Source organism: Algoriphagus halophilus (genome assembly GCF_900129785.1).
In the GTDB taxonomy this organism is placed as follows: domain Bacteria; phylum Bacteroidota; class Bacteroidia; order Cytophagales; family Cyclobacteriaceae; genus Algoriphagus; species Algoriphagus halophilus.
This window is the reverse complement of record NZ_FSRC01000001.1, coordinates 561,714-586,227: the sequence shown is the minus strand read 5'-3', so window position 1 is coordinate 586,227 and position 24,514 is coordinate 561,714. Positions and strand designations below refer to the sequence as shown.

Annotated in this window: 15 protein-coding genes; 9 read left to right on the top strand and 6 right to left on the bottom strand. The window is 40.0% G+C overall.

The genetic code is table 11. The features are described 5' to 3' along the window. Positions 1–244 precede the first annotated feature (244 nt). Positions 245–1,723, top strand: a complete 1,479-nt coding sequence (locus BUR11_RS02435; RefSeq protein ID WP_074223234.1) for an APC family permease — start codon at positions 245–247, stop codon at positions 1,721–1,723. Positions 1,724–1,726: 3 nt separating this feature from the next. Further along, a complete protein-coding gene (locus BUR11_RS02430; protein WP_074223233.1) occupies positions 1,727–3,184 on the top strand; it encodes an aldo/keto reductase in 1,458 nt (485 codons plus the stop codon). A gap of 7 nt (positions 3,185–3,191) precedes the next feature. Here the strand turns inward: BUR11_RS02430 and BUR11_RS02425 are convergent, their stop codons facing one another. Further along, a complete protein-coding gene (locus tag BUR11_RS02425; RefSeq protein WP_074223232.1) occupies positions 3,192–6,287 on the bottom strand; it encodes a WD40/YVTN/BNR-like repeat-containing protein in 3,096 nt (1,031 codons plus the stop codon). Between the two features lie 282 nt (positions 6,288–6,569). Here BUR11_RS02425 and ygiD point away from each other — a divergent pair, with 282 nt between their 5' ends. The 4 genes from ygiD to BUR11_RS02405 all read left to right on the top strand — a co-directional run bounded on the left by ygiD (position 6,570) and on the right by BUR11_RS02405 (position 11,012). Beyond that, positions 6,570–7,382 carry a 4,5-DOPA-extradiol-dioxygenase gene (gene ygiD / locus BUR11_RS02420; RefSeq protein WP_074223231.1) on the top strand — a complete coding sequence of 271 codons (813 nt, stop codon included), beginning with the start codon at positions 6,570–6,572 and terminating at the stop codon, positions 7,380–7,382. Between the two features lie 186 nt (positions 7,383–7,568). Then, a complete protein-coding gene (locus BUR11_RS02415; RefSeq protein WP_074223230.1) occupies positions 7,569–9,011 on the top strand; it encodes a hypothetical protein in 1,443 nt (480 codons plus the stop codon). A 38-nt stretch (positions 9,012–9,049) separates the two neighbouring features. Further along, on the top strand, positions 9,050–9,739 hold the full coding sequence (locus BUR11_RS02410) for a DUF5995 family protein (RefSeq protein ID WP_074223229.1): 690 nt from the start codon (positions 9,050–9,052) through the stop codon (positions 9,737–9,739). A 124-nt stretch (positions 9,740–9,863) separates the two neighbouring features. Further along, on the top strand, positions 9,864–11,012 hold the full coding sequence (locus BUR11_RS02405) for a patatin-like phospholipase family protein (RefSeq protein ID WP_074223228.1): 1,149 nt from the start codon (positions 9,864–9,866) through the stop codon (positions 11,010–11,012). Here BUR11_RS02405 and BUR11_RS02400 read toward each other — a convergent pair. Both BUR11_RS02400 and BUR11_RS02395 read right to left on the bottom strand, forming a co-directional pair. Next, on the bottom strand, positions 11,009–12,349 hold the full coding sequence (locus tag BUR11_RS02400) for a TRAFs-binding domain-containing protein (RefSeq protein ID WP_074223227.1): 1,341 nt from the start codon (positions 12,347–12,349) through the stop codon (positions 11,009–11,011). The two genes, BUR11_RS02405 and BUR11_RS02400, sit on opposite strands and share 4 nt — an antisense overlap. A 46-nt stretch (positions 12,350–12,395) precedes the next feature. Next, positions 12,396–13,496, bottom strand: coding sequence for a hypothetical protein (locus tag BUR11_RS02395; RefSeq protein ID WP_074223226.1), 1,101 nt, complete (start codon positions 13,494–13,496; stop codon positions 12,396–12,398). Between the two features lie 492 nt (positions 13,497–13,988). Here BUR11_RS02395 and BUR11_RS02390 point away from each other — a divergent pair, with 492 nt between their 5' ends. After that, positions 13,989–16,391 (top strand): outer membrane beta-barrel protein, encoded by a 2,403-nt coding sequence (locus BUR11_RS02390; protein ID WP_074223225.1) that lies wholly within the window; start codon positions 13,989–13,991, stop codon positions 16,389–16,391. Positions 16,392–16,476: 85 nt separating this feature from the next. On the opposite strand, the gene BUR11_RS02385 is transcribed toward BUR11_RS02390, so the two are convergent. Continuing rightward, positions 16,477–17,649, bottom strand: coding sequence for a dicarboxylate/amino acid:cation symporter (locus BUR11_RS02385; protein WP_074223224.1), 1,173 nt, complete (start codon positions 17,647–17,649; stop codon positions 16,477–16,479). A 415-nt stretch (positions 17,650–18,064) separates the two neighbouring features. Between BUR11_RS02385 and BUR11_RS02380 the strand changes: the two genes are divergently transcribed. Further along, positions 18,065–19,525 (top strand): glycoside hydrolase family 130 protein, encoded by a 1,461-nt coding sequence (locus tag BUR11_RS02380; protein WP_074223223.1) that lies wholly within the window; start codon positions 18,065–18,067, stop codon positions 19,523–19,525. Here BUR11_RS02380 and BUR11_RS02375 read toward each other — a convergent pair. Together BUR11_RS02375 and BUR11_RS02370 are read right to left on the bottom strand one after the other, a co-directional pair. Beyond that, on the bottom strand, positions 19,517–20,542 hold the full coding sequence (locus tag BUR11_RS02375; RefSeq protein WP_074223222.1) for a glycosyltransferase family 4 protein: 1,026 nt from the start codon (positions 20,540–20,542) through the stop codon (positions 19,517–19,519). The genes BUR11_RS02380 and BUR11_RS02375 overlap by 9 nt on opposite strands. Further along, entirely contained in the window at positions 20,539–22,815 is a 2,277-nt protein-coding gene (locus BUR11_RS02370) for a glycosyltransferase family 4 protein (RefSeq protein WP_074223221.1), read from the bottom strand. The genes BUR11_RS02375 and BUR11_RS02370 overlap by 4 nt, the downstream gene beginning before the upstream one ends. Before the next feature lie 420 nt (positions 22,816–23,235). Here BUR11_RS02370 and BUR11_RS02365 point away from each other — a divergent pair, with 420 nt between their 5' ends. After that, entirely contained in the window at positions 23,236–24,513 is a 1,278-nt protein-coding gene (locus tag BUR11_RS02365) for a glucuronyl esterase domain-containing protein (RefSeq protein WP_084560948.1), read from the top strand. The last annotated feature ends 1 nt before the right edge of the window (position 24,514 follow it).

Sequence of the window (24,514 nt, the reverse complement as noted above, 5' to 3'; positions counted from 1 at the left end):
AGGTATTATTCCTGGATTTACTGAAAAACAATAGGAAGCTTTTTTTTAGAATCAGGTTTCAATCTGTTGAAGCAGTAGATTTCAATTACCATTTTTTTTAATCCCTGTTTATAAATTTTTGCTCGTTCATATTCTCCAACCATTGGTCTAAAAAATAGAGTGAAATGGCATGAAAAAAACTATCTTCCGCAAATAGTATTTATTGGTTTCATCCATTTTCATTAACTAACTAATACCGTCCTAAGTGAGCAACACTAAATTGACTCGGCAAATGGGACTTTTGGCCCTGATTGCTACGGGAGTCTGTTCTATGCTTGGAGCTTCCATCAATGTGGTTCCTTTTATGATTCAAAGGAATGTTCCAGGAATAGGCCCTTACGTCTTACCTGCTTTTCTTTTTGCCGCTATTCCTGCCCTTTTTGCCGCTTTTGCCTATGGAATATTATCCTCCGCTATGCCGAGAGCTGGTGGTAGCTACATCTACGCAAGTCGTGGGCTCAACCCTTATTTGGGTTTCGTGGCTAGTTTTTCCCAATGGTTTGGGCTCTCCATAGTCATCGGAGTCATCTCCTATTTAACCATCCCGTTTATTCGGGATATTTCCTCCAATTTTGGATGGAATGGCATTGCTGAAACTCTTGAGGTAGGCTGGGTTAGAGTTTCCCTTGCCTTAGGGATCATCTGGGGTTTTGTCCTGATCAATATCCAAGGAATAAAATCATACGAAAAAATCGTACTTCCTATGATGTTTTTGATGTTTGCCTTGGGAGGAATTGTAATCTTCTCAGGATTAATTTTTGACTCCAGTGATTTTTTGAGAGCATTACAAGAAAAGGAATCCAGAAACTTTGAGCCTACTCCCGTAGTGCCATTTGACTTGAAAGTGTTTCTATCTGCAGCCGCTTTACTTTTCTCTAGTTTCATAGGCTTTGACTCCATTGCTCAGGCTGGAGGAGAAGCTAAAAATCCAACTAAAAATCTTCCGAAAGCAATTGTATTAGCTATTGTGGGGGTGGGAGCATTTTACTTCCTGTTTTCAGCTTCAGTTTATCACATTGTTCCTTGGAGTTTTGTAGCAGAAGAAGCATTGAAAAAAGACATTTCAGCACCTGGCTTATTGAGCTATGTTTTACCTTCAGGCTGGGGAGTGGCTATCTTAGTTGGGGCTGCCATTGCTTTGATTAATGATTTACCAGCGATGTTGTTGTCTGTTTCCAGATTGATGTTTGCCTGGGCAGAAGACGGTATCTTTCCTGCTGCAATTTCTAAAGTTCATCTTCGAAATCACACTCCCTATGTCGCCCTGTTAGTAGCAGGTTGCATGGCAAGTATTGGGGTTATAGGGTCCCATTTTGCAGGTGACTTTTTTCTGGGAATTGATATTATGGTGACCTCCATGATGGTCAATTTCTTACTGATGTGTATCACCTTAGTTGCAATCCCAAGGATTAACCCCCAGTTAGCGAAGGAAATATCGGTGGTGAAAAACAGAAAAACCCAACTGTTAATAGGCTGGTCCGGAATTCTGACTTTATCAGCATTCCTGATCATCCACACCTATAAAGATTTAACATCAGAAACAACATCCTGGTATTTTCACTCCACTCCTATCTGGCTTATTGTCATGGGATTAGCAAGTATTATTTTTGCTTATAAGTGGAAGCAGTTGAAAAAATACGATCCTGATTTGACAAACACATTTTTGGAACTTCCTACTGAATAACACATGAATCCGAATATTGAATTAGCAGAAAATTTAAAGATCTCGAGGATCGTCACCGGACTTTGGCAAATTGCTGATATGGAGCGCGACGGGAATACCCTGGACCCTGTCAGTACTTCCAAATACATGCAGGCTTATGTTGATTCCGGATTTACTTCTTTTGATATGGCGGACCATTATGGTTCCAGTGAAATTATTGCTGGGACATTTAAAAACAGTCTTTCTGAAAAAGAAAAGGTCCAACTGTTTACCAAATGGGTTCCAAAGCCAGGGAAAATAACCAGATCAGATGTACGCAGCGCCATTCAAACTGCCCTTGACAGAATGCAACAAACCTCGATAGATTTGTTGCAATTCCATGCATGGTACTACCCTGATCCAAGCTGGCTCGATGGACTATTCTATTTAAATGAACTGAAGGAAGAAGGACTGATCCAACACCTTGGGGTTACTAATTTTGACGCTGCCCATTTGAGAATTGCATGTGCAAGTGGAATCCCTATTGTTAGTAATCAAGTTTGCCATTCGGTAATTGACCAACGAGCTACGCAACAGATGAAAAAGGTCTGTGATACGTATCATGTCAAATTATTGGCATTTGGCACTTTGGCCGGAGGCTTTTTAACGGACAGGTGGGTAGGAAAAGCTGAACCCAGCAATTCAGAAATCAAAACCTGGTCTCAAATGAAATACAAGCGCTTCATAGATGCTGCCGGTGGCTGGGAGGTGTTTCAACAATTATTACAAACCCTCAAGCAGGTAGCGGAGAAACACCAAGTATCAGTAGCCAACATTGCGGGGCGGTGTATTTTGGAGAATCCCAATGTTGCAGCCATCATCGTAGGTGCACGCCTGGGAGAGAGCGAACATATTGAAGACAATAAAAAACTGCTTGAAATCAATTTACAAGCGGAAGATCTTGAGCTTATCCAAGAAGCTCAAAGAAGTTTAACCCCTATACCTGGAGATTGTGGAGACGAATACAGAAAACCACCGTTCTTAACCGCTTCAGGAGATCTCAGTGACCATTTGGAAACCATCCCAAAGGCATTCACTCCTATTCAGAAAACAGCGCAACGCGAACAGATCTTCAGCGGAACAGAATGGGAAGAATATGCCGGCTATTGTAGGGCGGTAAAAGATGGAAATAGAATCTATATATCGGGTACTACTTCTACCCATGGACCAGATCAAATTGGCGGCCTGGATCCAGCAGCCCAAACCCATTTTGTGATTGATAAAATTGAGGGAGTCCTTACCTCCTTTGGAGGTTCTTTGGAAGATGTGGTAAGGACTAGGATTTTTGTCAATGAAATTAAAGACTGGGAACCCGTGGCCCGAGCACATGGAGAACGGTTTAAAGGAATCAACCCAGCCAATACTTTGGTAGAAGCCAAATTAGTGGGTGAAGGTTACCTCGTAGAAATAGAAGCGGAGGCAATCATTTCCTCCGCTGATTAATTTGCTGCTAATCCAGGTTTACTTTCGATTCAAAGGTTTTCCATTCTATTCCCATAAATGAATCCACGGTTTTAGAATATTCTTCCACCAATTCAGTAGCCTGATTCAAGATTTCCTGATGCTGAACAGAGGGTTGTTGAGTTTGAGCTGCCGCAATTTTTAATACCTCCTGGACTTTTGAGTAAGGAGAAGATTCAAAGGATTGCCAAGCTCCTACTTGTCTTTCTGGCCTAGGGGTTTGTCCCTGGGCCCGAAGAGCCTGGAGTTGTGCTTTCATGTTCTTAGCCAATTCTAAACTTGGATTCGTGTTTTCTCCTTCTTCTAATTTTTCAATCAGGTGGTCTACCTCCTTTGTTTTTTCATCCATCAACCCTAAGACCTCTGCAAGCTTTTTCACCTGAACATCAATGGCTTTTCTATACTTGTACAGTTCCACATCTACCTTGGGATCCAGATTAAATCTGGGATCTGGAATTACCTGGACAGCGGTGGAATCAAGATACTCCCCAAAGGAAAGTACTATCTTATATTCTCCTGGCAATACAGGAATGTCTCTTGAAAATTCATCGGTCCCTTTCGGTCTTAAAGAGGAAGAATGCTCATCCAATTTCCAAATCATATAGTTCAGCCCTTTTTCCAATTGAGAAGATTCCACCGTATTGATCAATCTATTTTCGGCATCATAAATCCTGGCAGTTACCGTCCTGTTTTCCTCAGGGATTTCTGACAAGTAAAAAGGAATCTTCGTTTGTTGGAACACTTTATTCTCTCCTTCAAAAGTGGTATTAAAACCGCTCCAAATATTGCCTGGAGGATTGATAAACAAGCCTTTGACTTGGACCGCATCGTTCATAGGCATCGCATTAATTCCAGATTTAAGCCTACCTGAAGCAATTTCCCGAAGAGAAAGTAAATCATCTAGGATCCATATTGCTCTACCAAAAGTCCCGATGATCAGGGCTGACTCCGGTTCTTGAATTTTTAAATCCATGGTTGATACTGAGGGAAATCCATTTTGAAATTGCTCCCAACTTTCTCCTTCGTCGAAGCTTATCCATAATCCATGTTCGGTGCCAAGAAATACTAAACCAGACTCTTCTGGATCTTGGATTACAGAAAGCGCATACCCTCTTACTTGACCTTCGTCTGCCATCCGATGCCAGGTATTCCCAAAGTCTTTGGTTTGAAACAGATATGGCGCATAATCACCCTTTCTATAATTATTGACCACCATCCAAGCCGCTCCTTCTTCATACCTAGAAGCCTCAATTTGGGCAACCCAACCTTCTTCAGGCATTTCCTGGATATTGGACGTAATATTTTTCCAGGTCTTTCCTGCATCAGTAGTCAACTGTACTTGACCATCATCGGTTCCTACCCAGATAATCTGGTCATTTAGGCTACTTGGAGCAATTGTTAAAATCGAATTGTAGCGTTCAGCTCCTGATACATCCAATGTCAATCCTCCATAGTCTGCCTTTTGATGGGCAGGATTATTGGTGGTCAAATCCGGTGAAATAATTTCCCAAGTGCGTCCTTTATCATAGGTCTTATGGACATATTGTGATCCATAATAGACAGAATTGGAATCAAAGGGATTCTTTGCAAACCCAGCATTCCAGTTAAACCGTAAACTGGTTGCTAAGTCCGGAGCCGGGGGTTGAATGCTGACATAGTAGCCGGTAATTTTATCATATCGATATAAATCACCGTTTTGAGAAGAGCCATAACCAAACCTTGAATTATCCAGGTCTGGAGCAATATCAAAACCATCTCCTCCCACGAGGTATTGCCAATACAAGGTCCTTATTCCTCCACGCTTCCATGTATAAGCTGGGCCAGACCAATTGCCATTATCCTGCATTCCACCATAGACATTGTAAGGGACGTCATGGTCCACTCCCACATGATAAAATTGGGCGACTGGAATAGACTCAGGAAAATACCAGCTTTTCCCATGGTCATAGGTGATTCCTAATCCTCCATCGCCCCCAATTATAAAATGCTGTGCATCATTTGGATTGACCCAAAATGCGTGAAAATCAGCATGAATTCCTTTGGTTTCATCAGCAGGGATCATGGGAACCGGATCAAATGATTTTCCTCCGTCATAACTCACTGACAAAGGCTGGTAAATATTATATAGCCTGTCGGGGTCTTCGGTGTCAATGGCTAAATCCTGAAAATAAAAGGGTCTGTTATTTGCAAACTTTGGATCATCATTAATCAACTGCCAGGTATTCCCCCCATTGTCACTCCTATAGATGGCATTTCTTTTCGCTTCTATTTTTGCATACATCCTTTCAGGATTGGACAGGGAAATTGCCAAGCCAATTCTTCCCAGCTCTCCAGCAGGTAATCCTTCATTTTCTCCTTGTTGCTGCCAGGTTACCCCTCCATCCTTGGTGACATAAAGACCTGAACCAGAACCGCCCGAAGTGAAATAATAGGGAGTTCGCTTATGTTCATAAAGTGCTGCAAAAAGTATGTTTGGGTTTTCAGGATGCATGACTAAATCAGCAATTCCCGATTGATTATTGGAAAACAAAATTTTCTCCCAAGTTTTCCCTCCGTCTGTGGTTTTATAAAGACCTCGATGTTCGTTGGCAGTGAATGGATCACCCATCGCTCCTACATACACTGTATTGGCATCTTTAGGATCGATGATAATTCGATGAATGGTTTTGGTTTCCTTTAGCCCCATATGTTGCCAGGTCTTTCCACCATCCTGACTTTTAAAAACCCCCATACCTAAGTTCATGGAGTTTCTGGGATTCCCCTCTCCTGTCCCTACCCAAATCACCTCCGGATTACTCTGTTGGATTGCCAAGGCTCCAATATTTTGTGTGGGTTGATCATCAAAAACTGGCTTCCAAGCCGAACCTCCATTCTCAGATTTCCAAACCCCTCCTGAGGCCGCACCAACGTACATGATTTTTGGATTTGAAGTGACCACGTCTATGGCCGTGATTCTTCCACTCATATTGGCAGGCCCCACATTCCTGACATTCAAGTTTTGAAGGCCAGAGAGGTCGGTAGATTGAGCAAAAACAGCATGGCCAATCACTACAAAAAGCAACAAAAAGGTAAGCTTAAACTTCATTTGGGACAGGTGACGGGTTTTAGTAATCTAGATGAAAACTTCTAAAAGGTGTTGACATTTTCAACCTCGTTTTAGAAGAGTCAAGATAAAACAAAAATTAAAAAGGGTTCATTATCCTTTTTTGAAAACTCAATAGTCCATATGATTGGTAAAATCTTTGTCCTAGAAATGGAACTTGTCCTTTAACTTCTCGATTTAGGAAGTACCAATTCAAAGATGGATAAGCAAAAGGGTTTAAAAAACCATAGTCTATACCACTAGAAAAGCGCTAATTCAATTGAGATGAAACAATTTATTGAGTCTTTGGGAAACACTTCTACCATGCCAGTCCTTTTTTTAGGTCATGGAAGCCCCATGAATGCCATTGAAGAAAATGAATTTGTGAAAGGTTTCAGGAAAGTATCCTCTGAAATAGAAATGCCCAAAGCCATTCTGGTGGTTTCTGCTCATTGGGAAACTCCCGGAACCCAAGTCACTGCGATGGATTTCCCTCCAACAATCCATGATTTTGGTGGATTTCCAAAAGCTTTGTATGAGGTCCAATATCCAGCACCCGGAAGTCCGGCTCTTGCCAAACAAACCCAGCAACTGGTTAAAAGCTCTGAGGTTCACCTGGATGATCAATGGGGTTTGGACCATGGAGCCTGGTCAGTAATCCGGCATATGTATCCGGAAGCTAATGTCCCGATCATTCAAATGAGTATTGATTACAGAAAAAGCCCACAAGAACACTATCAAATAGCACAGGAACTTCGAGCATTACGGAACAAAGGAGTGTTGATTGTGGGAAGTGGAAACCTAGTCCATAATTTACGAATGGTAGATTGGAGAAGACTGAACGAAAATTATGCTTTTGACTGGGCGGAGGAAGCAAGTCAAAAAATGAGTGAATTTATCTTGAATAGGGATCATGAAAACCTAATTCAGTTTTCTAAACAAGGGAGAGCTTTTCAACTGTCAATTCCTACACCCGAGCATTTTTTACCCTTATTATACACCCTCGGGTTACAGGATAAAAATGAGGAGATTTCATTATTCAATGATAAACCCTTGGCAGGTTCATTGACCATGACCTCTGTTAAAATTGGAGCCTAAAATAGGTCGAATGCTTTCCTGGGACGGATAACCATAAGTTAGAGTTTTACGCTAGGGAAACCTTATCCAATCTCGAGGGCATTACCAATGCCCTTACATTATTTTTTTGCATCCTCTTATTTTTTTGATTTCTTCTTGAAAGCAGCTAAATTTTAGTATCGAACTTTTTCAATCAACTTGAAATCAATGATTAATCAATCGATCTTTTTTGCAATTCACCCAGATGCTCCCAAAGACATGCGCATCTTTGGAGACAAGCTTAAAACAGGGAAAACAAGAGGGAAAACTACCGCTACAGGATTTGAAACAAAGGCCCAAAGTCCCACTCCAGGTCTTCAAACACCTGAATTGATCAGTTCCTATAAAGGAGTAATTGATACCATTCTTTTCGCTTTTCCTTCTGTCCCCCACTTTGGAGCCTCCGAAAGGACGGAGGCCTATCGGTCTGTCATCAAAGCGCTTCGTTTAGGAACCAAGTTTATCATTGTACATTATGAACAGGACCGAGACACCATTGAATCCTGGTTTAGTTCAGTAGGCCATGAATCCAATTTGATTTCCTGGGTTCCTATTCCTAGTTATGTGGACTTTACTGACTGGGCGGAAGATGCCTATTTGGCATTAAAGGACGCCTATGACGAAACTTATTATTTAATGGAACCTTGGGAATTCCCTCGTTCCGGAGATCAATTATTGGCAGACAGTATTGAAGAATACACCAACATCAACGCAAGTCAGGCGCCGTTGATTTTTCAGGGTGGAAATTGCCTGGTTGCAGATGATTTCTGGATATTGGGAAAAGACTATTACCAGGACACCATTCATCAAATCCAAGATCAAACCCTACCTCTAAGAGTCAATACAGGTCAACAAATAGAAGAGCTGGTCCGTCAGAGTTTTTCTGATTTTTTGGATAAAAACAGACCGATGTTCGTGGCGGGGACTAAAAAAGAAATCCCAATATCAGCTTATGTAGGCAATAAAGAATCAGACGAATACATTCTGGATATTGTGGGAGTAGGTACCGGTCCATTCCAACCTATTTTTCATGTGGATATGTTTATCAGTTTGATCGGGAAGAATGAAGATGGGAAATTTGAAATCATGGTCGGCTCTCCCAAGTTAGGCAATGAGCTCTTGGGGTTCCCAAACCGTCGTCATAACCTTCAAGAAGCCTATGATGAAATTGCCCGATCTTTTAAAAAGCAAGGGGTGATTGTTCACCGAAACCCTTTGGTACATTATCCTGAATTCACAGGTAGAAAAATCCCAATTTCTTATTTGAGAGACCTTGCCGTCCAAAATCCTGATGACAAAGATATCAATAGCGCTTTGAAAGACCTCCTTTACCTTGGCGCCAGGGAAAATGATCTAGCCTCTGTCAGAAATTGGCATCATATCACTTCCAACAATTGCTTGGTAGAAAACAGTGAAAAGGTAGGCAAGCATGTCTATTTACCTACATTCGGTCATGGAGAATATGCTTCTCTAGCTGTTTTGGATGATCATATGGAGGCACTTTGGGAAAGCTTCGGCTTTACCGTACACCGTCTTGGAGACTTCAATAGCTTCGCTAAAAGACAGGGGGTGGTGCATTGCATTTCTAAATATCTCAAGAGGGGAGATTAAACAGAACCCCTTACTCGTAACATTGAATGAATCTAGTGATGGCAACTAATTTGGATGTGTTAAACCGAATGGATTTCCTTATCAGGGACTGGAAAACAAAAAACGATGATCGGCAGGTTTTTTTAAGTTGTTACCGTCTCATGACTGGAAATATGTTTCAAGCGATAGAAATGGATGAGTTTCATGACAGAGTTTGGATCAGTACCCTCCTTCATCGGTTTGCCAATTATTACTTTGATGCCCTGGAATGTTATGATTGCGGAAAAACCTCCCCAAAAATTTGGCAGGAGGTGCATCAGTGCACCGCCGAACTCAACTTACGGCAGGTTCAATATTTATTAATGGGAGTAAATGCGCATATCAATTATGACTTGGTATTGACTTTATTTGATCTTCTTGACCAAGAATGGCCCCATTTAAGTCGTGAAGAGCAGCAGTTACGCTATGAGGACCATTGTAAGGTCAATGAAATAATTGCAACTTCCATAGATCAAGTACAAGATGAACTGATCAATCCCTCGGATCTTTTGATGGAATGGATGGATCATGTTTTTGGTAACCTGGATGAATACCTCATATCTTCTCTGATTACCCATTGGAGACAAGAAGTTTGGGATCAAGCTTGCGTGTTATTGGGAACAAAAGGAATAGAACACCGAGAAATTCTTAGAGCCAAACTAGAACGGAGTGTATTAAAGCGAAATAGGATTCTTGCCATTGATTTTTAAATGTGCCTTTTATTTCAACTACCCACTTGAATTCGACCTATCTTCAAAATCCTTACCCGCAGCTTTATACCCACAAGGAAAAAACGTAACTTAAATAAGAATTTAATTTTTAGACTTTTAGAACATGAAAAAGACACTGCATGATCACCTTTCTTTTACCGGTGAACCCAAAAACATACTTTCTTTAGATGGAGGAGGAATCCGAGGTGCATTGAGTTTGGGGTACCTCAAAAAGATCGAGACCATTCTGCAAAATAAACACGGCCAAGATTATCTCTTGTGTGATCATTTTGACTTAATCGGCGGTACTTCCACGGGCTCCATTATCGCGACTGCTTTGGCCATAGGAATGAAAGTAGACGATATTAAAGATCTCTATATGGATTTGGGAGGAAAGATTTTCGGCAAAAAATATAGCTTTTGGAATCCCCTTCAAACCTGGAAATTCCTGAAGGCCAATTACGATTATACGGTGTTGGAAAAATCATTGAAAGGAGCTTTTGGAGACATCACCTTGGGTAGCGATCAAATCAAAACCGGTCTTTGTATTGTCGCTAAAAGAGCTGACACCAATAGCGTATGGCCTTTGATCAATCATCCTCAGGGGAAATTTTTTGACACCAGTTTGGGGAAAAATAAAAACATCCCGCTTTGGCAGGCGGTCAGAGCAAGTAGTGCCGCTCCTACCTATTTTGCACCGCAAATGATTGATGTAGGCGACGGGCAACAAGCGGCATTTGTGGATGGTGGAGTGAGTATGGCAAACAATCCTTCCATGACTTTACTAATGGTAGCTACCTTAAGAGGATTCCCATTCCATTGGGAAATGGGAGAAGATAAATTAAGTGTGGTTTCTGTAGGGACGGGTTATAGTGTATTCAAAAAACAAGTAGGTGAAATCAAAGAAGCCTGGATGAAAACCTGGGCCATGAATGTGCCGGATATGCTGATGCAGGATGCGAGCTGGCAAAACCAGATTATGCTACAGTGGCTCTCCAACTCCCCTACTGCCCATTATATAGATATGGAAATTGAGACATTGAGAGATGATTACATCGGTGGCAAACCCATGATCAAATATCTTAGATACAATTTCCCTATCACCGAAAATGAACTCAACGGCTTAGGCTTGGGTAAAAATTACACGGAAAAAGATGTGGCAAGTCTCATAGAAATGAGCAACGCAGAAAACCGGGAAGAACTCTATAAAATCGGTGAAGCTGCAGCCAAAGACTCCGTGAAAGCGTATCACTTTGATGGACAATTTTCTTAATTCTCCTTTAAAACCTGAATAACCTGTGCCACCCAATCTCCTTGAGAATGATATAACTCAAGGTTATTGGCGGTGGATTCTGTTTGCCAACTTTCATGAGCGGTAGCAATGGCATTGGACAAATAAGTGAATGCTTTCTCCTTATTATTTTGGAGGATGGCTAACTCCAATAAACTTGCATGAGGCCAATACCCATCAAAATTTGAAGGTGCTTTTCTCATTGACACTTTGTCTTTCTTAGATAAATAGGTCAAGACCGAATATTCCACCACATTGGCAAAACCAGCTGAATCCTGGTCCCCTCTTACAAATTTCAATGTGGCTGCATTTATTCCTGGATAAAAATCACGTAAATCAGATTGAAAGCCCTCGCTATAGATTTCAATGGCCTTATCCAAGAAACCTTTGGCCAAAAATTCATTTTGACCTTTCGCTTCCATGTATTTATCCTTATAAATCCTGCCCAAAATCCCTAGCGTCTCACTATTTGAACCTTTATCACCCAAAATCGCGGTAAGTACATCAATGGCCTTATTTTTATTTCCTGAACGATTCAATGCAAACCCATACTGTTCTTGAACCATGACGGTGGTTCTCAAATGGTCCGGCAACGATTCGATATAGGTAACCATTTGCGGGTAAGCATTTATTGACCGATAGGCCAACATGAAATTAATGGCTAAAGAAGCATCCCAATCTTCTTTATCAGGCAGGCTTTCTTCCAGCTTTGCCAATGCTGCTGCTTTATCCGGGTTGGATTTTGACTCAACTACCTCTTGGATTAACTCACTGACATCATTTTCCTGCTTCGCTTTTTCCCTGAGCATCTCTACTTTGTCAGAGGAAAGGTTGTGCTTGAATTCTATCCCATCCAATAATTGATAAACCGGACTATCGGTCACCTTGCTTTTCCTAACTCCAGCGATATATTTCTTTAAAGCCTCTTTTTTACTTTCCAATTCAGAAATTTCATCCTCCACAATGGTATACGGGAAACACCGGACATCCACCAAATCAAATGGGATCTTGGTACCGGTTTCAAAAATACTGAAGGTGGTATATGGCTTAGCAGTGTATCGGATCCCCAATTCATAAAAGACATTGGCATTGGCAGTTGTCAAATCAGCGATGGCAAAATCACATAAAATCAAACGCTCATACATGGGTTTATGGATAATTCCTCCCATCATTTCCTGGTCAGCACGAATCGATTCCAAACCAGATTCTTCAATGACAGGCTTGATAAAATTTTCATATACCTGATCAAAATTGATGATCCTTCCAGTGGCATCCGGTTTTTTCCCAAATGGCATAATCACAAAACATAAGGGTTTCATAGCGCTATGGTTTCAAGTAAAATTTTATCTCAACTTCTGTACTGAGTTATTCAGTGATTTTCGCCTCATTGATGGCCTTCAGAATACTATATCTCTTTTCGGCTCTTTTCTGAATGTTCAATTTTTCCCTGGAGGAATTCAGCCAAATGGCTATTTCCCCAATTCTCAATCTGATGACACTCGAGTTCACACAGCTTTGAAGAAAAAATATCTGAATATGTAAGTTTTTCTCCCAGAGGTAAAAGCCAAAAGGAGTTTTGATGACTGCTAAATCAGGATAACCTACCAGACCTTTGGCTTGTGAGGAAGTCACCCTACCATAAACTGCGATAAAATGAATCACCCCGGATGACTTGTTGCTTCCTATGATTTCTTTTTGTTCATATAAAAAAGGCCTCCCTAACTGGTTTCTGGCATCCGCTACCGACATGCTATCCGGCACGGCATAATAATTACAAATGGAATCCGAAAAAACAGGATTTCTATCCAATGATGTTTGCAAGGTTTCCTTCATTTCAATAATTCGCTCTGGATAGGAAAGTTTGCTCCAGTCCAGGGTTTCAGGAATACTCGAGGAACCTGCCACCACTCTTTTCTGGGTTTCAAATGATTTCTCCAAAGCTTTTAAGAGATACCTTTTGATCTGGATTAGGCACTTCTCTTTCAATTCCTCAAAGTCCCTGGCATCAATGGTTTCAAAATGTTTAAAGTCATTGGCCATATCATCTGCAAAACTTCGATTCCTTTCATAGGCTGGTCCTTTGGTAGGGAGTTTAAAAAACTGGCTGATATTCAAGCCAAAGGTCATATCAGAGAACTCCTGCAAGGCTGCCAAATACTCTTCATGACAAATCCCATTGGAAGAATCCAAATCTGCAATGGGCCAACCTGCTTCCCCATTGTAAAGGATAATGATCACATGGGAAGACCTCAAGGTCTCCATGCAGTTCTCAAAAGCATCCTTAGACAAAGTAGAATCAAAAGTCCCTTCATTGATGAGTACATCAAAAATTTGCTCTTGGAGGAATAATTCTTTCTCTAATTCAACTTGTAAAAACTTCCTTAGATCCTTGAGGGATTTACCTGAATCCAAATTGGAAAACGAAGAATTGACTCTACTGGAAAGAAAAACTTTGATCGTATTCATGGACAATGGTTAAAAAATCAACAGCGAAAAACTCACCTAAATTTAACCATATCCGGATAAAATCCTTTGATACAACCCATTGAATACTTGCTTCTTTTTTTTAGAAAGTTGAATTCAATCAATTATTCAGATCTATTTTCCGTCACTTGATCCACCACCCCCACTGTTCTGCAACTATCACAATTGCTAACATAAAAATAAAGCCTGCAAAAATTCCGGTTAGAGGATCAATTCCTCTTATAGAAATGGGCTCCCTCCTATATTATAATTATTCAAATTATTGTATAACTATTTTTAGAGATTAAAAACTAAACAAATATCCATAAAACTAATACAAATAATTAGTTTTTAGCATTTTACATTTCAAAAAAAATTATTTCATAGGAAATATTGTATTTGTGATTTTATAACTTCAAATTGTATTTTATTAATTTTTAAATACGAGTTTATTCAATTGATATATTAATTTTTTTCAATTTTTCTTTTTTGCCTATGAAACTGTTTTTCTTTTTTGCTGCAGTACTTTTGACTTTGGAAGTTAAAAGCCAATCAATCTCCGGAAAAGTCCTTGAACCATCAGGTATTCCTTTATCTTTTGCAAATGTGCTTTTGCTGACTCCTTCAGACTCTTCCTTGATCAAAGGCGCAGTTACTGACACCTTGGGCAACTTTACGATATTTGATATTCCCGATGGAAACTACCTTATTTCTGCCTCTATGATGGGGTATAAGCAGGTTTATTTACCACTTATCAGTAATGAAAAGAAAGCTGTGGAAGGAATTACACTACAGCTTCAAGAAGACAGTCAGCAGCTTGAGGAGGTAATGGTCGTAGAGAAAAGACCTTTTGTTGAACAATACATTGATAAAATGGTAGTCAATGTCTCAAATAGCATTATTGCAAGTGGCTCTACTGCACTTGAGGTCTTGGAGAAAGCTCCAGGAGTTACAATTGACAGGCAAAACAATTCCCTCCGATTACGCGGAAAAGATGGAGTAATCGTCCAAATGGATGGAAAGCAAACCTATTTATCCATGGAGGATCTGGTCATTTTACTCAGTACCATGTCAAGCGATAATATTGATCAGATCGAGTTGATAACGAACCCTTCTGCAAAGTACGATGCAGCAGGAAACTCTGGCATTATCAATATCAAATTGATAGAGAATAATGACATAGGTACCAATGGATCAATTTCAGTCGGAGTTGGTACCGGGCGCTTTGAAAGAGAAAGAGGAAGTTTACAAATTAACCATCGAGCAAAGAAAATCAATGTCTTTGGAAACTATAGCGCAAATGCAGGAGGCGGATATTTTGATTTAGACAGCAGACAGTTTATTGAAAATGGGGGACAACAAAACTACATTGACCAATTAACCTATATTGTATTTGATAATTGGGGTCAAAACGCAAAAGCAGGAGCAGACTATTTCTTAGGAAAAAACACAACAATCGGTATAGTTTGGACAGGTTTCTGGAGTAATAATGGAGAAGATGGTACTGCTAGTAGTGATTTCGAAAGAAACGAAGGCATCAATTACCTAGAAACTAGCACTGCAAAACAAATCTCTAGCATCTCTACCAACAACGTAGGCAATCTAAATTTCCAGCATAAATTCGGTGAAAATGGAGGGCAGCTTACAGCAGACTTTGATATTGGTCAATTCAAAAGACAATACTCAAATACATTACAGACTGATAGTCATACACCCGAGGAACCTTCCCAACCCAGGGAGGGTCTTATAACTGAAATGCCCACTACGATCACCATTAGAACTGCTAAAGCTGATTATAGCCGTGTGGTATTCAACAATTGGAATATGGAAGCAGGCCTTAAAACTGCTTTTGTAGAGAGCGATAATGATTTGACTTTATTTCAGGGAGAAGAAGGAAACCTAATTGTAGACCCTATTTTATCAAACCATTTTATCTATACTGAGAATGTGAATGCTGCCTATATCAGCTTCTCCGGCAAACTAGGCGAATCCACGCAAGCACAAATGGGGCTAAGAGCAGAACATACTATTTCTGAAGGAAAATCCCTAAACACGGAAAACACAGTGAAAAGAAACTATTTAAATGTCTTTCCAAGTGTATTTATCTCTAATAAACTATCCGAAAATCACACCCTAGTTCTCTCCTATAGTTATAGAATAAATAGACCCAGCTACCAATTCCTGAACCCAGCCCGATCTTATGTAGATCCCTTTTTATACAGCCGAGGGAATGCATTCCTTCAACCAGAATACACCCATTCCCTTGAATTAAAGCACGGTTTCAAAGACAAACTTTATACTTCAATAGGTGCAAGTTTTGTTTCTGATTTGATCTTTTACCTCATCCAACCTGTAGATAGTATTCGCACGGAAAGAACTCCGGATAATGTAGGCACCTCGCAATCCTATAATATTACCATGAGTTATCCTCTTGCAATCATGAAAGGATGGAATGCGCAATTGAATTTTACTGGGCTTTACAGCCGGTTTAATTACCTTTATCAGGAAAACCCAATTATTGTAGAGCAAATTTCCAGTAGGATAAACATGTCCAATACCTTTGCATTTCAAAAAGGTTGGACTGGAGAGCTAACTGGATGGATTAGTTCACCATCTATTCAGGCTTTAGCTCGGGCACCTTGGCTAGGCTCTTTAGACCTTGGCATTCAAAAATCATTTAGCCAAAAATTCAAAGCCAGATTAAGTATCCAAGATATTTTTCATACCAATAAATTTATAGGTAAAATCGACGTTCCTGGTTTTAATTCAGACTATCATCTCCAATTTGACACTCGAGTTGCTTTGATTAACCTCACCTATACACTAGGTAATCAAGACCTAAAAGCAGCTCGACAAAGAAAATTGGGATCGGAAGAGGAGTCTCAGCGAACTAATTAAAGGAACACTAAAATTGGTGATAGGTTGATTAGTAAAATCAAATGTCACCTGTTTGATGAATACATCCAAATTTACCCCTAGCTGATTAGAGGTCTTTATCTTTGGTTACCTGGTCCACCACCAATGCGATCGCTCCATCTCCAGTCACATTACAAGCAGTCCCAAAACTGTCCATCGCAATGTACAACGCGATCATTAATCCGATCATTTCCTCGTTGAACCCGAGCATGGACTGAAGTACACCAATGGCAGCCATGATTGCTCCACCCGGCACTCCTGGTGCTGCTACCATGGCAATTCCAAGCATAAAAATAAACCCGGCAAACATTCCAAAGTCATAAGGAAGTCCCTGTAAGATCATCAACGCCATCGCACAGGCGGTAATTTTCATAATACTTCCGGATAAATGTATGGTCGCACAAAGTGGGATAACAAAGCCTGCGATCTTCGGAGAAACTCCGTTTTTTTCCGCTTGCTCCAAAGTCACTGGTATCGTGGCAGCGGAGGATTGCGTCCCCAAAGCCGTGAAATAAGCCGGCAACATGGTCAACAATAACTTCACCGGATTTTTCTTGACGATAGCTCCAGTAATCACATATTGTAAAATCAATAAGAAAATGTGCATGGCAAAGATCACCCCGATGATATTCAGGAATACGGATAGGATGGAATACACCTGTCCACTAAACGCCATGTTTGCAAAAATCCCCAAAATAAATAAGGGTAAAAGTGGAATAATCACATTTTCAATCACTTGCATGATGATCTTCTCAAAATCCTTCACTACCTTTTTCAAAGTGGAATTCTCTTGATAGGACAATCCCAAACCAATCACAAATGCCAAAACCAGGGAGGACATCACGTCAATCACCGCTGGAATCGTGATACTAAAATAAGGAACTAGATCATTCCCCTCTTCTGCTATTTCAGTGGCTTCGTTCACATGGGAGGCCAACAAAGATGGGAAAATGGTAGAGGAGGTAAAGTAGCTCATAAACCCGGAAAACAAGGTAGATCCATAAGCAATGGCAGCAGTAAGCAATAAGAGTTTTCCGGCTCCTTTCCCCAGATCAGAAATTGCCGGCATGATTAATCCCAGAATGATTAAAGGAATGGCAAAATTCAGAAATTGACCAAAAAATGCATTGAAGGTGGCAAATATCCTATTGACAGATTCGGGTAAAAAGAGACCAAAAACGATTCCAAGTACAATGGCTATAAAAACTTTAAAAAGAAGATTAGAAAATAGGTTTTTCATTATTTGGACGTTGATTCTAAATCAGTTCTCAGATGCATCTTTAAATTTTTGAAGTGCAAAGATAAAAGGAATGTAGTCTACGTGGCGATTGACACAGAATTAATTGATGATTGGTAAAACTTCCGATAAAAATCTCTCCAATCGATTCCTGATTTATTGAGAACAAAAAAATACCCTCAGCGAATTTTATTAAATCCTTCTTATTACTGCAATACTCGGTAGGTACCTAAGAATGTGAGAATTCTGTAACTCTTCCTTTTTAAAATGTAATACATCCTTATCAAAAACTAGCCACATTTAAGGTCAGGGGGTCTGGAATAAGCAATAACTCAATATTCCACCAATTCACCCAAACCAATGGTGTTCACCAACTGATCTCCTGCAAAAATCCAATCTTCTAAATCTTCTTGAATCCATGAGCGTTTCAATCCTTCGCAAAAATTTAACCTTCCTTCCTGACTCAAGTAGGGTGGTTGCTCGCTTCTTTAAAAACGGAGATTTAAGAACTCGGAATTTGCTAAGTAAGATTTTCTTGATGACTGAAACAGAGGTAACTCAAGCATTGGAACAGACATTGAGGGAATTTGCCAGCAGGCATCGGAATATTTCTCGTCTCTTTTTTAAGCATTGTGAAAATATCCGTGGAATTATTGAAGGGATGGATGTCAACTTTGACTCGCTTTCTGACGAACAAAAAATGCTGATCGGTTCATACTGTACAATGGAATATTCTCTTGAGTCTGCGGCATTTTTCAATCCATCCATCATTGAGGATTTTGACCAATCCTATTTAGGTACCGGTGAAAAAAGAGTAATCATTTCATTTCGGGCAACAGGAGAAGGGCATATTTCTTCTATTGTTTTCAGAAGGGCAATTCTCGATGCGAATAACAACCTGCGACTGACTAAGCTCGGAAATTCTATTGATAAGGCTGAAATCTCCCACAAGCAAGTCTACGATAAGGAGCGTTTTATAAAACGGCTCAAAGGTATGCACATTGATGAACAGTATTCCAAAAGTATCATGGATAGTCTTCCCGATCGATTTGAATATTATGAGTTGAAAAACACCCTAGGTAATTTACTCAAAAACCAAGAATTAACTGCCCCACAAAGAGTAGCTTTCAAAGAGATAATCTGGCTAGTAGACTCATTTTATGATATCCATTTTCATAAAGATTCTGATCTAACCGAACGTGTGATTTTTCCGATTTCAGATTCTGAAAGCAACGGCATAGAAGATGCAAGATTTGTAAGCTTCAAAGAAGAAGATGAAACCACGAAAGTATATGCTACCTATACAGCATATAATGGACACACCATTTTACCCAAATTAATCTGTACCGAAGATTTCTACACTTTTCGAATCATGCCTCTCAGAGGTATGGGAGCTCAGGGAAAAAATCTTGCGCTTTTTCCAAAAAAAATAAAAGGAAAATATGCCATGCTTTCCAGGGTTGATGGAGTAAATAATTACCTGATGTATTCCGATCGGACCACCGTCTGGAATAATCCGCAGCTGATACAGGAACCTAAATACACTTGGGAATTCACGCAAATCGGAAATTGTGGTTCCCCGCTATGGACAGAAAAGGGCTGGTTGATCATTACGCATGGGGTGGGGCCGATGAGACGATACAGCATCGGCGCTTCTCTATTCGATCTAGATGATCCATCCAAAGAAATTGGTCGATTGGAAGAACCCTTATTAATGCCTCTTGAGGAGGAACGAAATGGATATGTTCCAAATGTGGTTTATTCCTGCGGATCCATGATTCATAACGATAGTCTTATTCTTCCCTATGCAGTATCTGATTATTCCTCGACTTATGCTGTAGTCAACATGGAAGAATTATTTATAGCTTTGTTAAACTAATAGTTCTTCTCCTTCCAACACTTTTCTATATGCATTTTCGTAATTGTGTATCATTTTTTTCATGCTGAAATTCTTTTCAGCATGTGCCCTGCAATTGACAGGTAAGAGTTTATCTAAATTCGCCACTGCTTCAACTGCCTGGTCAATAGTAGAAACCAAATAGCCGGAAACGCCATCATCAATAAGCTCTGGCATACTCCCTTTTGAAAATGCGATTACCGGAGTACCACACATCATAGACTCCAAAACACTCAACCCAAAAGGTTCTTCAAAGGAAATGGGATGCAATAGGGCTTTGGCTTCACCTAAAATCAAGTTTCTTGCCTCCTTACCAAGATTCCCCAGGTATTGAACAGTTGTCCCATTGATTTTTGGCTCTATTTGCGATTTGAAATAAGATTCATCCTGAATTAAACCGGCGATTTTCAAATGGCAGTTCGATTTTTCTGCAATTTCAATAGCCTTATCCAGCCCTTTTTCAGGATGAATACGACCAAAATAAAGTAAGTATTCTGCTTTGCTGACTTGGAATGTAAAGAGTGCTGGGTCTACTCCATGATAAATGGTGTCCAGGTAGGTCAATTTACAATTTCTGTCTGCATTCGAAATAGAAATAAAGGCTGACGAATTATCGTATTTTTCATAAACGGAAATGATTTTATTCGAAGAAAAACCATGAATAGTAGTAATCATTGGAGTATTGATCAATCGAGAATAAGTCAGCGGAAGAAAGTCAAAATGATTATGGATGATATCAAAACTACCTGCTCGCTCCATCAGATGACTGATATGCAAGCATTCTAGAACTTTGGGATCACTGGATTTATCTATTTCATAAGGGCGTGCACAGACTGACTCTAATTTTGCTTTGGTAATCGAGTCACCACTGGCGAAAAGTGTAACCTCATGCCCTAATTTTACCATTTCCTCAGTTATCGTAGAGGCTATTTGCTCCCAAGGTCCGTAACTCTCAGGAGGAGTCCTCCAGGCAATCGGTGCTAATATCGCTAACTTCATAGACTTTCGGGCTGAAGCCGTTTTGTGTGATTTTCTATGACATCGGACTGGTAAAACTCTTCATCAGCTTGAAGCACCGTTAAATGAGAAATCAGATAAGCCAAAGAACTTTCAGCTCCCTGATTTCTGTTAATCCCATAGTTCTCAAAACCATCGCAACAGCCTTTAGTCTCAAAATCATACAAGCTCAACCGCAAATCATTTTCTCCCAAAAACCACATAAATGAATCAAAAAGCTTATTGAGGTATTCCTTTTCTCCTGTCATTAAAAACGCCTGATGAAACATCAAAACCATCGCCATCGCATCTACAGGTTGCTGCGCAAAAAAGGATCGTTCTTCATCTTTGATGTACCATTTTTTATTTCCGATGACCGAAAGAACCCCATCTTTTAAAGTGTGCTCCTCAAGAAACTCCATGGTAATCAAAGCAACTTCCTGTACCCTTGGATCTTGGGTGATTTGGGCAGAATGTAGAAGAGCAAGAGGTAAAATTCCATTATCATAAGCCAAAAGTGACTCGAACCAATGCCAATCTTCAGAATGATGAACACTATATGCCTTCATAAGCTTATTTGTCAGGTTTTTTAAAGCTTCCATCATCTGCTCGTCTGAGGCATTGGTTTTTAAATAATAACTGACTCCAATGATTGTGTTGGCAATACTCCGAATTGAATTTAACTTTTCGAAATTTGGAAAAGCTTCGAAAAATACAAGTTTACCAGTCTGATAATAGGCATCATTTGGTGCATTCCCGATCAAATAACCCAAAGCCCATATCGTCCTACCAAATGAATCTTCTGAACCTACCTCATCCAAGAAAGTCCGACTAAAACTCAGGAAATTCCTAAAGGTTCCATCGATATTTTGCATGTAATGGATATAACTCAGATAGATTGGCATTAACTCCAACGCCTGCTCCTCCTTCTTCTGTTTATAAGTCATCAACACCATTAATAGAGCCCTTGCATTATCATCCAGACAATAGCCTTCTTTCAGATTGGGAATCCCAAATTTCGCATGCTGGATGATCCCTGTATCGTCTGTGAGTCTCTTGATATGAGTAAGGGAAAAAGGTGGGAGTAACAGCAAGTTGATGACCAATTCCTTTTTATAGATTTCCTGCTTAGGAAATGAAAGCAAACTATTGGAAAGGTGCAGATACTTTTTACCGATTTTCGGCCAGGTGATATTTTTCCCGTATTCGTAAGCATTTGCCTGGATCTGTTTCAGTGTTTCTGGGTCATCCAACAATTCGTTTAACACTCCTGCCAGTTGCTGGTGATTATTGAAATCAAAAAGTCTACCTCGGTTTTCATTCAATAATTCTGCAGCATGCCAATAAGGAGTGGAAACTACCGCACAGCCAACCCCCATAGCATAAGATAGTGTTCCACTGGTGATTTGGGCTTTGTTGAGATAAGGAGTGATATATATATCACATGCACTCAAATATTTAAAAAGTACTACTTCCCCAATAAATTCATTCAACATCAAAACATGGGATTCAAGATGTAGGTTTTTAATCAGCAACTGCAAGAACGTTCGATATTCCTCACCTTCATGTCGCAATACATTTGGATGTGTTTTTCCCAAAACGATATAAAGAATATCCGGATGTTTTTTGATGATTTCAGGGAGCGCTTTTATGACTGTTTCGATTCCCTTGTTTCTCCCGATAAAGCCAAATGTTAAAATCAGTTTTTTCTGAGTGAGTTTGAATTCTTTTTTGGAGTCCATTCTATCAAAATGAATATCTGGAACACCATGTTCTATTAAGACGATTTTTTCCTGAGACACATCATAGATACTCGTCAGAAATAGAATTGCCTTTTGACTCATCACTACCACTTTATCTGCCATTTTACAGATCTCTTTCAAAATTGCTTTTTCATTGTAAGAAGGAGTATCTAAAATGGTATGTAGAGTGACTATTAAGGGGATTTCAAGTCTATGCAAAAGTGGAAGAATATATACTCCACTCAATCCTCCAAAAATCCCGAATTCATGCTCTAGAATGCAAACATCTGCGCCACTTATATTAATGAAATTGGCAGCTTCGAGGTAATCCGTTTGCTGCTCCTGACGGATTTGAAGTTTTACTTCCTGAGGATATATGTATTTCTGATTCCCATCATTCATGGCAATTACTAGTACTTCATTATGCTGAACCCCTTGTTTATCAATTCCTAACATGGATTTTGTTAGGTTTTCGGTAAATGTACCAATGCCACATTCTCGAGGTGGATAGGTTCCTATATAGGCTAATTTCATTTTTATTTGATGTTAGGGATTCTCAAAAACGGCTTCAGGGGATGATGTTTTTTCATCAGATTTAATAATCTTTCAAACCCGATCAATCGACCAAAAAATTCTAGCTATTGCTTAATCCCTAAAACTCCATTATGACAAGCACCAAAAGTAAAATAAGTAAAGCTCCTGTAGCTTACATAAAACTGAAAAATACTTACATATATCTCACTTTCAGATCATTCCAGAAAGCATATCCTGCTTATCGTCTTTTGGTCTTTGACTTTTTATCTGAGATTCTGTCACAAAAAAAGGTGGAAACCACAAAAGATTTTACTTTGTATCATACAATAGGCCTTAAAATACACTAAAGCAGGCTGTATTTCAGTATATTAATACTTGAACCTGAGAGAATTTCTCCCAAACAAGCCAGTACCTTCCAAGATGAAATCAATTTTTACAGCATTCTTTTTCATGACCCTAGTAGTATGTGTTGCTCAGGATCCTCCAAGCCTTGTGGCGGGTTTTCCCGTCAATTACGACGAGGAGGCAATTCCTCCTTACAGCCTGCCAGACCTATTAACCTTGGAAAATGGTCAAACCGTAAAAGATGCCAACACCTGGACTAAAAAACGAAGACCTGAATTACTTCAAGCAGTAGCTGATTTACAATACGGTAATACCCCGCCAGCTCCTAAAAAAATCACCTACGAATATTATGAAGCTGAAGGAAAAGCCTTCAACGGGAAAGCAATTCGAAAACAAGTCAGAATTTACCTTACCGAGAATAGCCAGGAGCATCCAATGGACCTTCTGATCTATTTGCCAAAAAATGCCACTAAAGCAACTCCCTTATTTTTTACGATTTCATTTTCAGCAAATTCTCAAACAGTTGATGATCCCGAAGTTCAAATTGGAGAGATCTGGAATCGAGAAGGCCAAAAGGTGAAGGCAGATCAACCGAGTAGATTCCGGGCTACCAATGTGGAGCAATTTATAGCTGCTGGCTATGGGTTTGCTACGGTATACTATGGTGATATAGATCCCGATTTCAAAGAAGGTTTTGACTATGGAATTCGAAAAGAGTTTTTAAAACCAGGTGAAACAAAGCCTCAAATGAACGAATGGGGAACCATCTCAGCTTGGTCTTGGGGTTTGAGTCGAGCCATGGACTATTTTGAAAAGGACCAACAAATTGATGAAAATCGAGTCGCTCTAATGGGCGTTTCCAGATTGGGAAAAACGGTCCTGTGGACAGGGATACGGGATCCCCGATTCAAAATGATCATCGCCAGTTGTTCCGGAGAAGGTGGTGCCGCCATTGCCAGAAGGGATTATGGAGAAAACATCAAACATATGTCTGCACCATCCAGATATGCATATCAGTTTGCTCCCAACTACCATGAATACTCCACTCATCTCGAAGATTTTCCTTTTGATGCCCATTCCTTGGTAGCTATGATTGCCCCTCGCCCTCTATTACTTCAAACAGGAAGTACCGATTATTGGTCCGATCCCAAGGGGGAATTCATCGCTGCGCAAGAAGCAAGCAACGTATACCAACTTTTTGGTGAAAACGGGCCAGAAGGAAATGAAATGCCTCCAGCGGGAGACACTTCTCTAATCCATAACAAGCTGGGATATTACATGCATGATGGAGGTCATGGGACTATCCCCTCTGACTATCCCGTTTTTATTCAGTTTATGAACGAATTCCTATAAA

What these genes read in the sequence shown, in the direction of transcription:
- BUR11_RS02410 (WP_074223229.1), top strand. Translation starts at nt 9,050, where the DNA reads ATGGCAACTAATTTGGATGTGTTAAACCGAATGGATTTCCTTATCAGG.
- BUR11_RS02430 (WP_074223233.1), top strand. Translation starts at nt 1,727, where the DNA reads ATGAATCCGAATATTGAATTAGCAGAAAATTTAAAGATCTCGAGGATC.
- BUR11_RS02405 (WP_074223228.1), top strand. Translation starts at nt 9,864, where the DNA reads ATGAAAAAGACACTGCATGATCACCTTTCTTTTACCGGTGAACCCAAA.
- ygiD (WP_074223231.1), top strand. Translation starts at nt 6,570, where the DNA reads ATGAAACAATTTATTGAGTCTTTGGGAAACACTTCTACCATGCCAGTC.
- BUR11_RS02370 (WP_074223221.1), bottom strand. Translation starts at nt 22,815, where the DNA reads ATGAAATTAGCCTATATAGGAACCTATCCACCTCGAGAATGTGGCATT.
- BUR11_RS02380 (WP_074223223.1), top strand. Translation starts at nt 18,065, where the DNA reads ATGAGCGTTTCAATCCTTCGCAAAAATTTAACCTTCCTTCCTGACTCA.
- BUR11_RS02415 (WP_074223230.1), top strand. Translation starts at nt 7,569, where the DNA reads ATGATTAATCAATCGATCTTTTTTGCAATTCACCCAGATGCTCCCAAA.
- BUR11_RS02425 (WP_074223232.1), bottom strand. Translation starts at nt 6,287, where the DNA reads ATGAAGTTTAAGCTTACCTTTTTGTTGCTTTTTGTAGTGATTGGCCAT.
- BUR11_RS02385 (WP_074223224.1), bottom strand. Translation starts at nt 17,649, where the DNA reads ATGAAAAACCTATTTTCTAATCTTCTTTTTAAAGTTTTTATAGCCATT.
- BUR11_RS02395 (WP_074223226.1), bottom strand. Translation starts at nt 13,496, where the DNA reads ATGAATACGATCAAAGTTTTTCTTTCCAGTAGAGTCAATTCTTCGTTT.
- BUR11_RS02365 (WP_084560948.1), top strand. Translation starts at nt 23,236, where the DNA reads ATGAAATCAATTTTTACAGCATTCTTTTTCATGACCCTAGTAGTATGT.
- BUR11_RS02400 (WP_074223227.1), bottom strand. Translation starts at nt 12,349, where the DNA reads ATGAAACCCTTATGTTTTGTGATTATGCCATTTGGGAAAAAACCGGAT.
- BUR11_RS02390 (WP_074223225.1), top strand. Translation starts at nt 13,989, where the DNA reads ATGAAACTGTTTTTCTTTTTTGCTGCAGTACTTTTGACTTTGGAAGTT.
- BUR11_RS02375 (WP_074223222.1), bottom strand. Translation starts at nt 20,542, where the DNA reads ATGAAGTTAGCGATATTAGCACCGATTGCCTGGAGGACTCCTCCTGAG.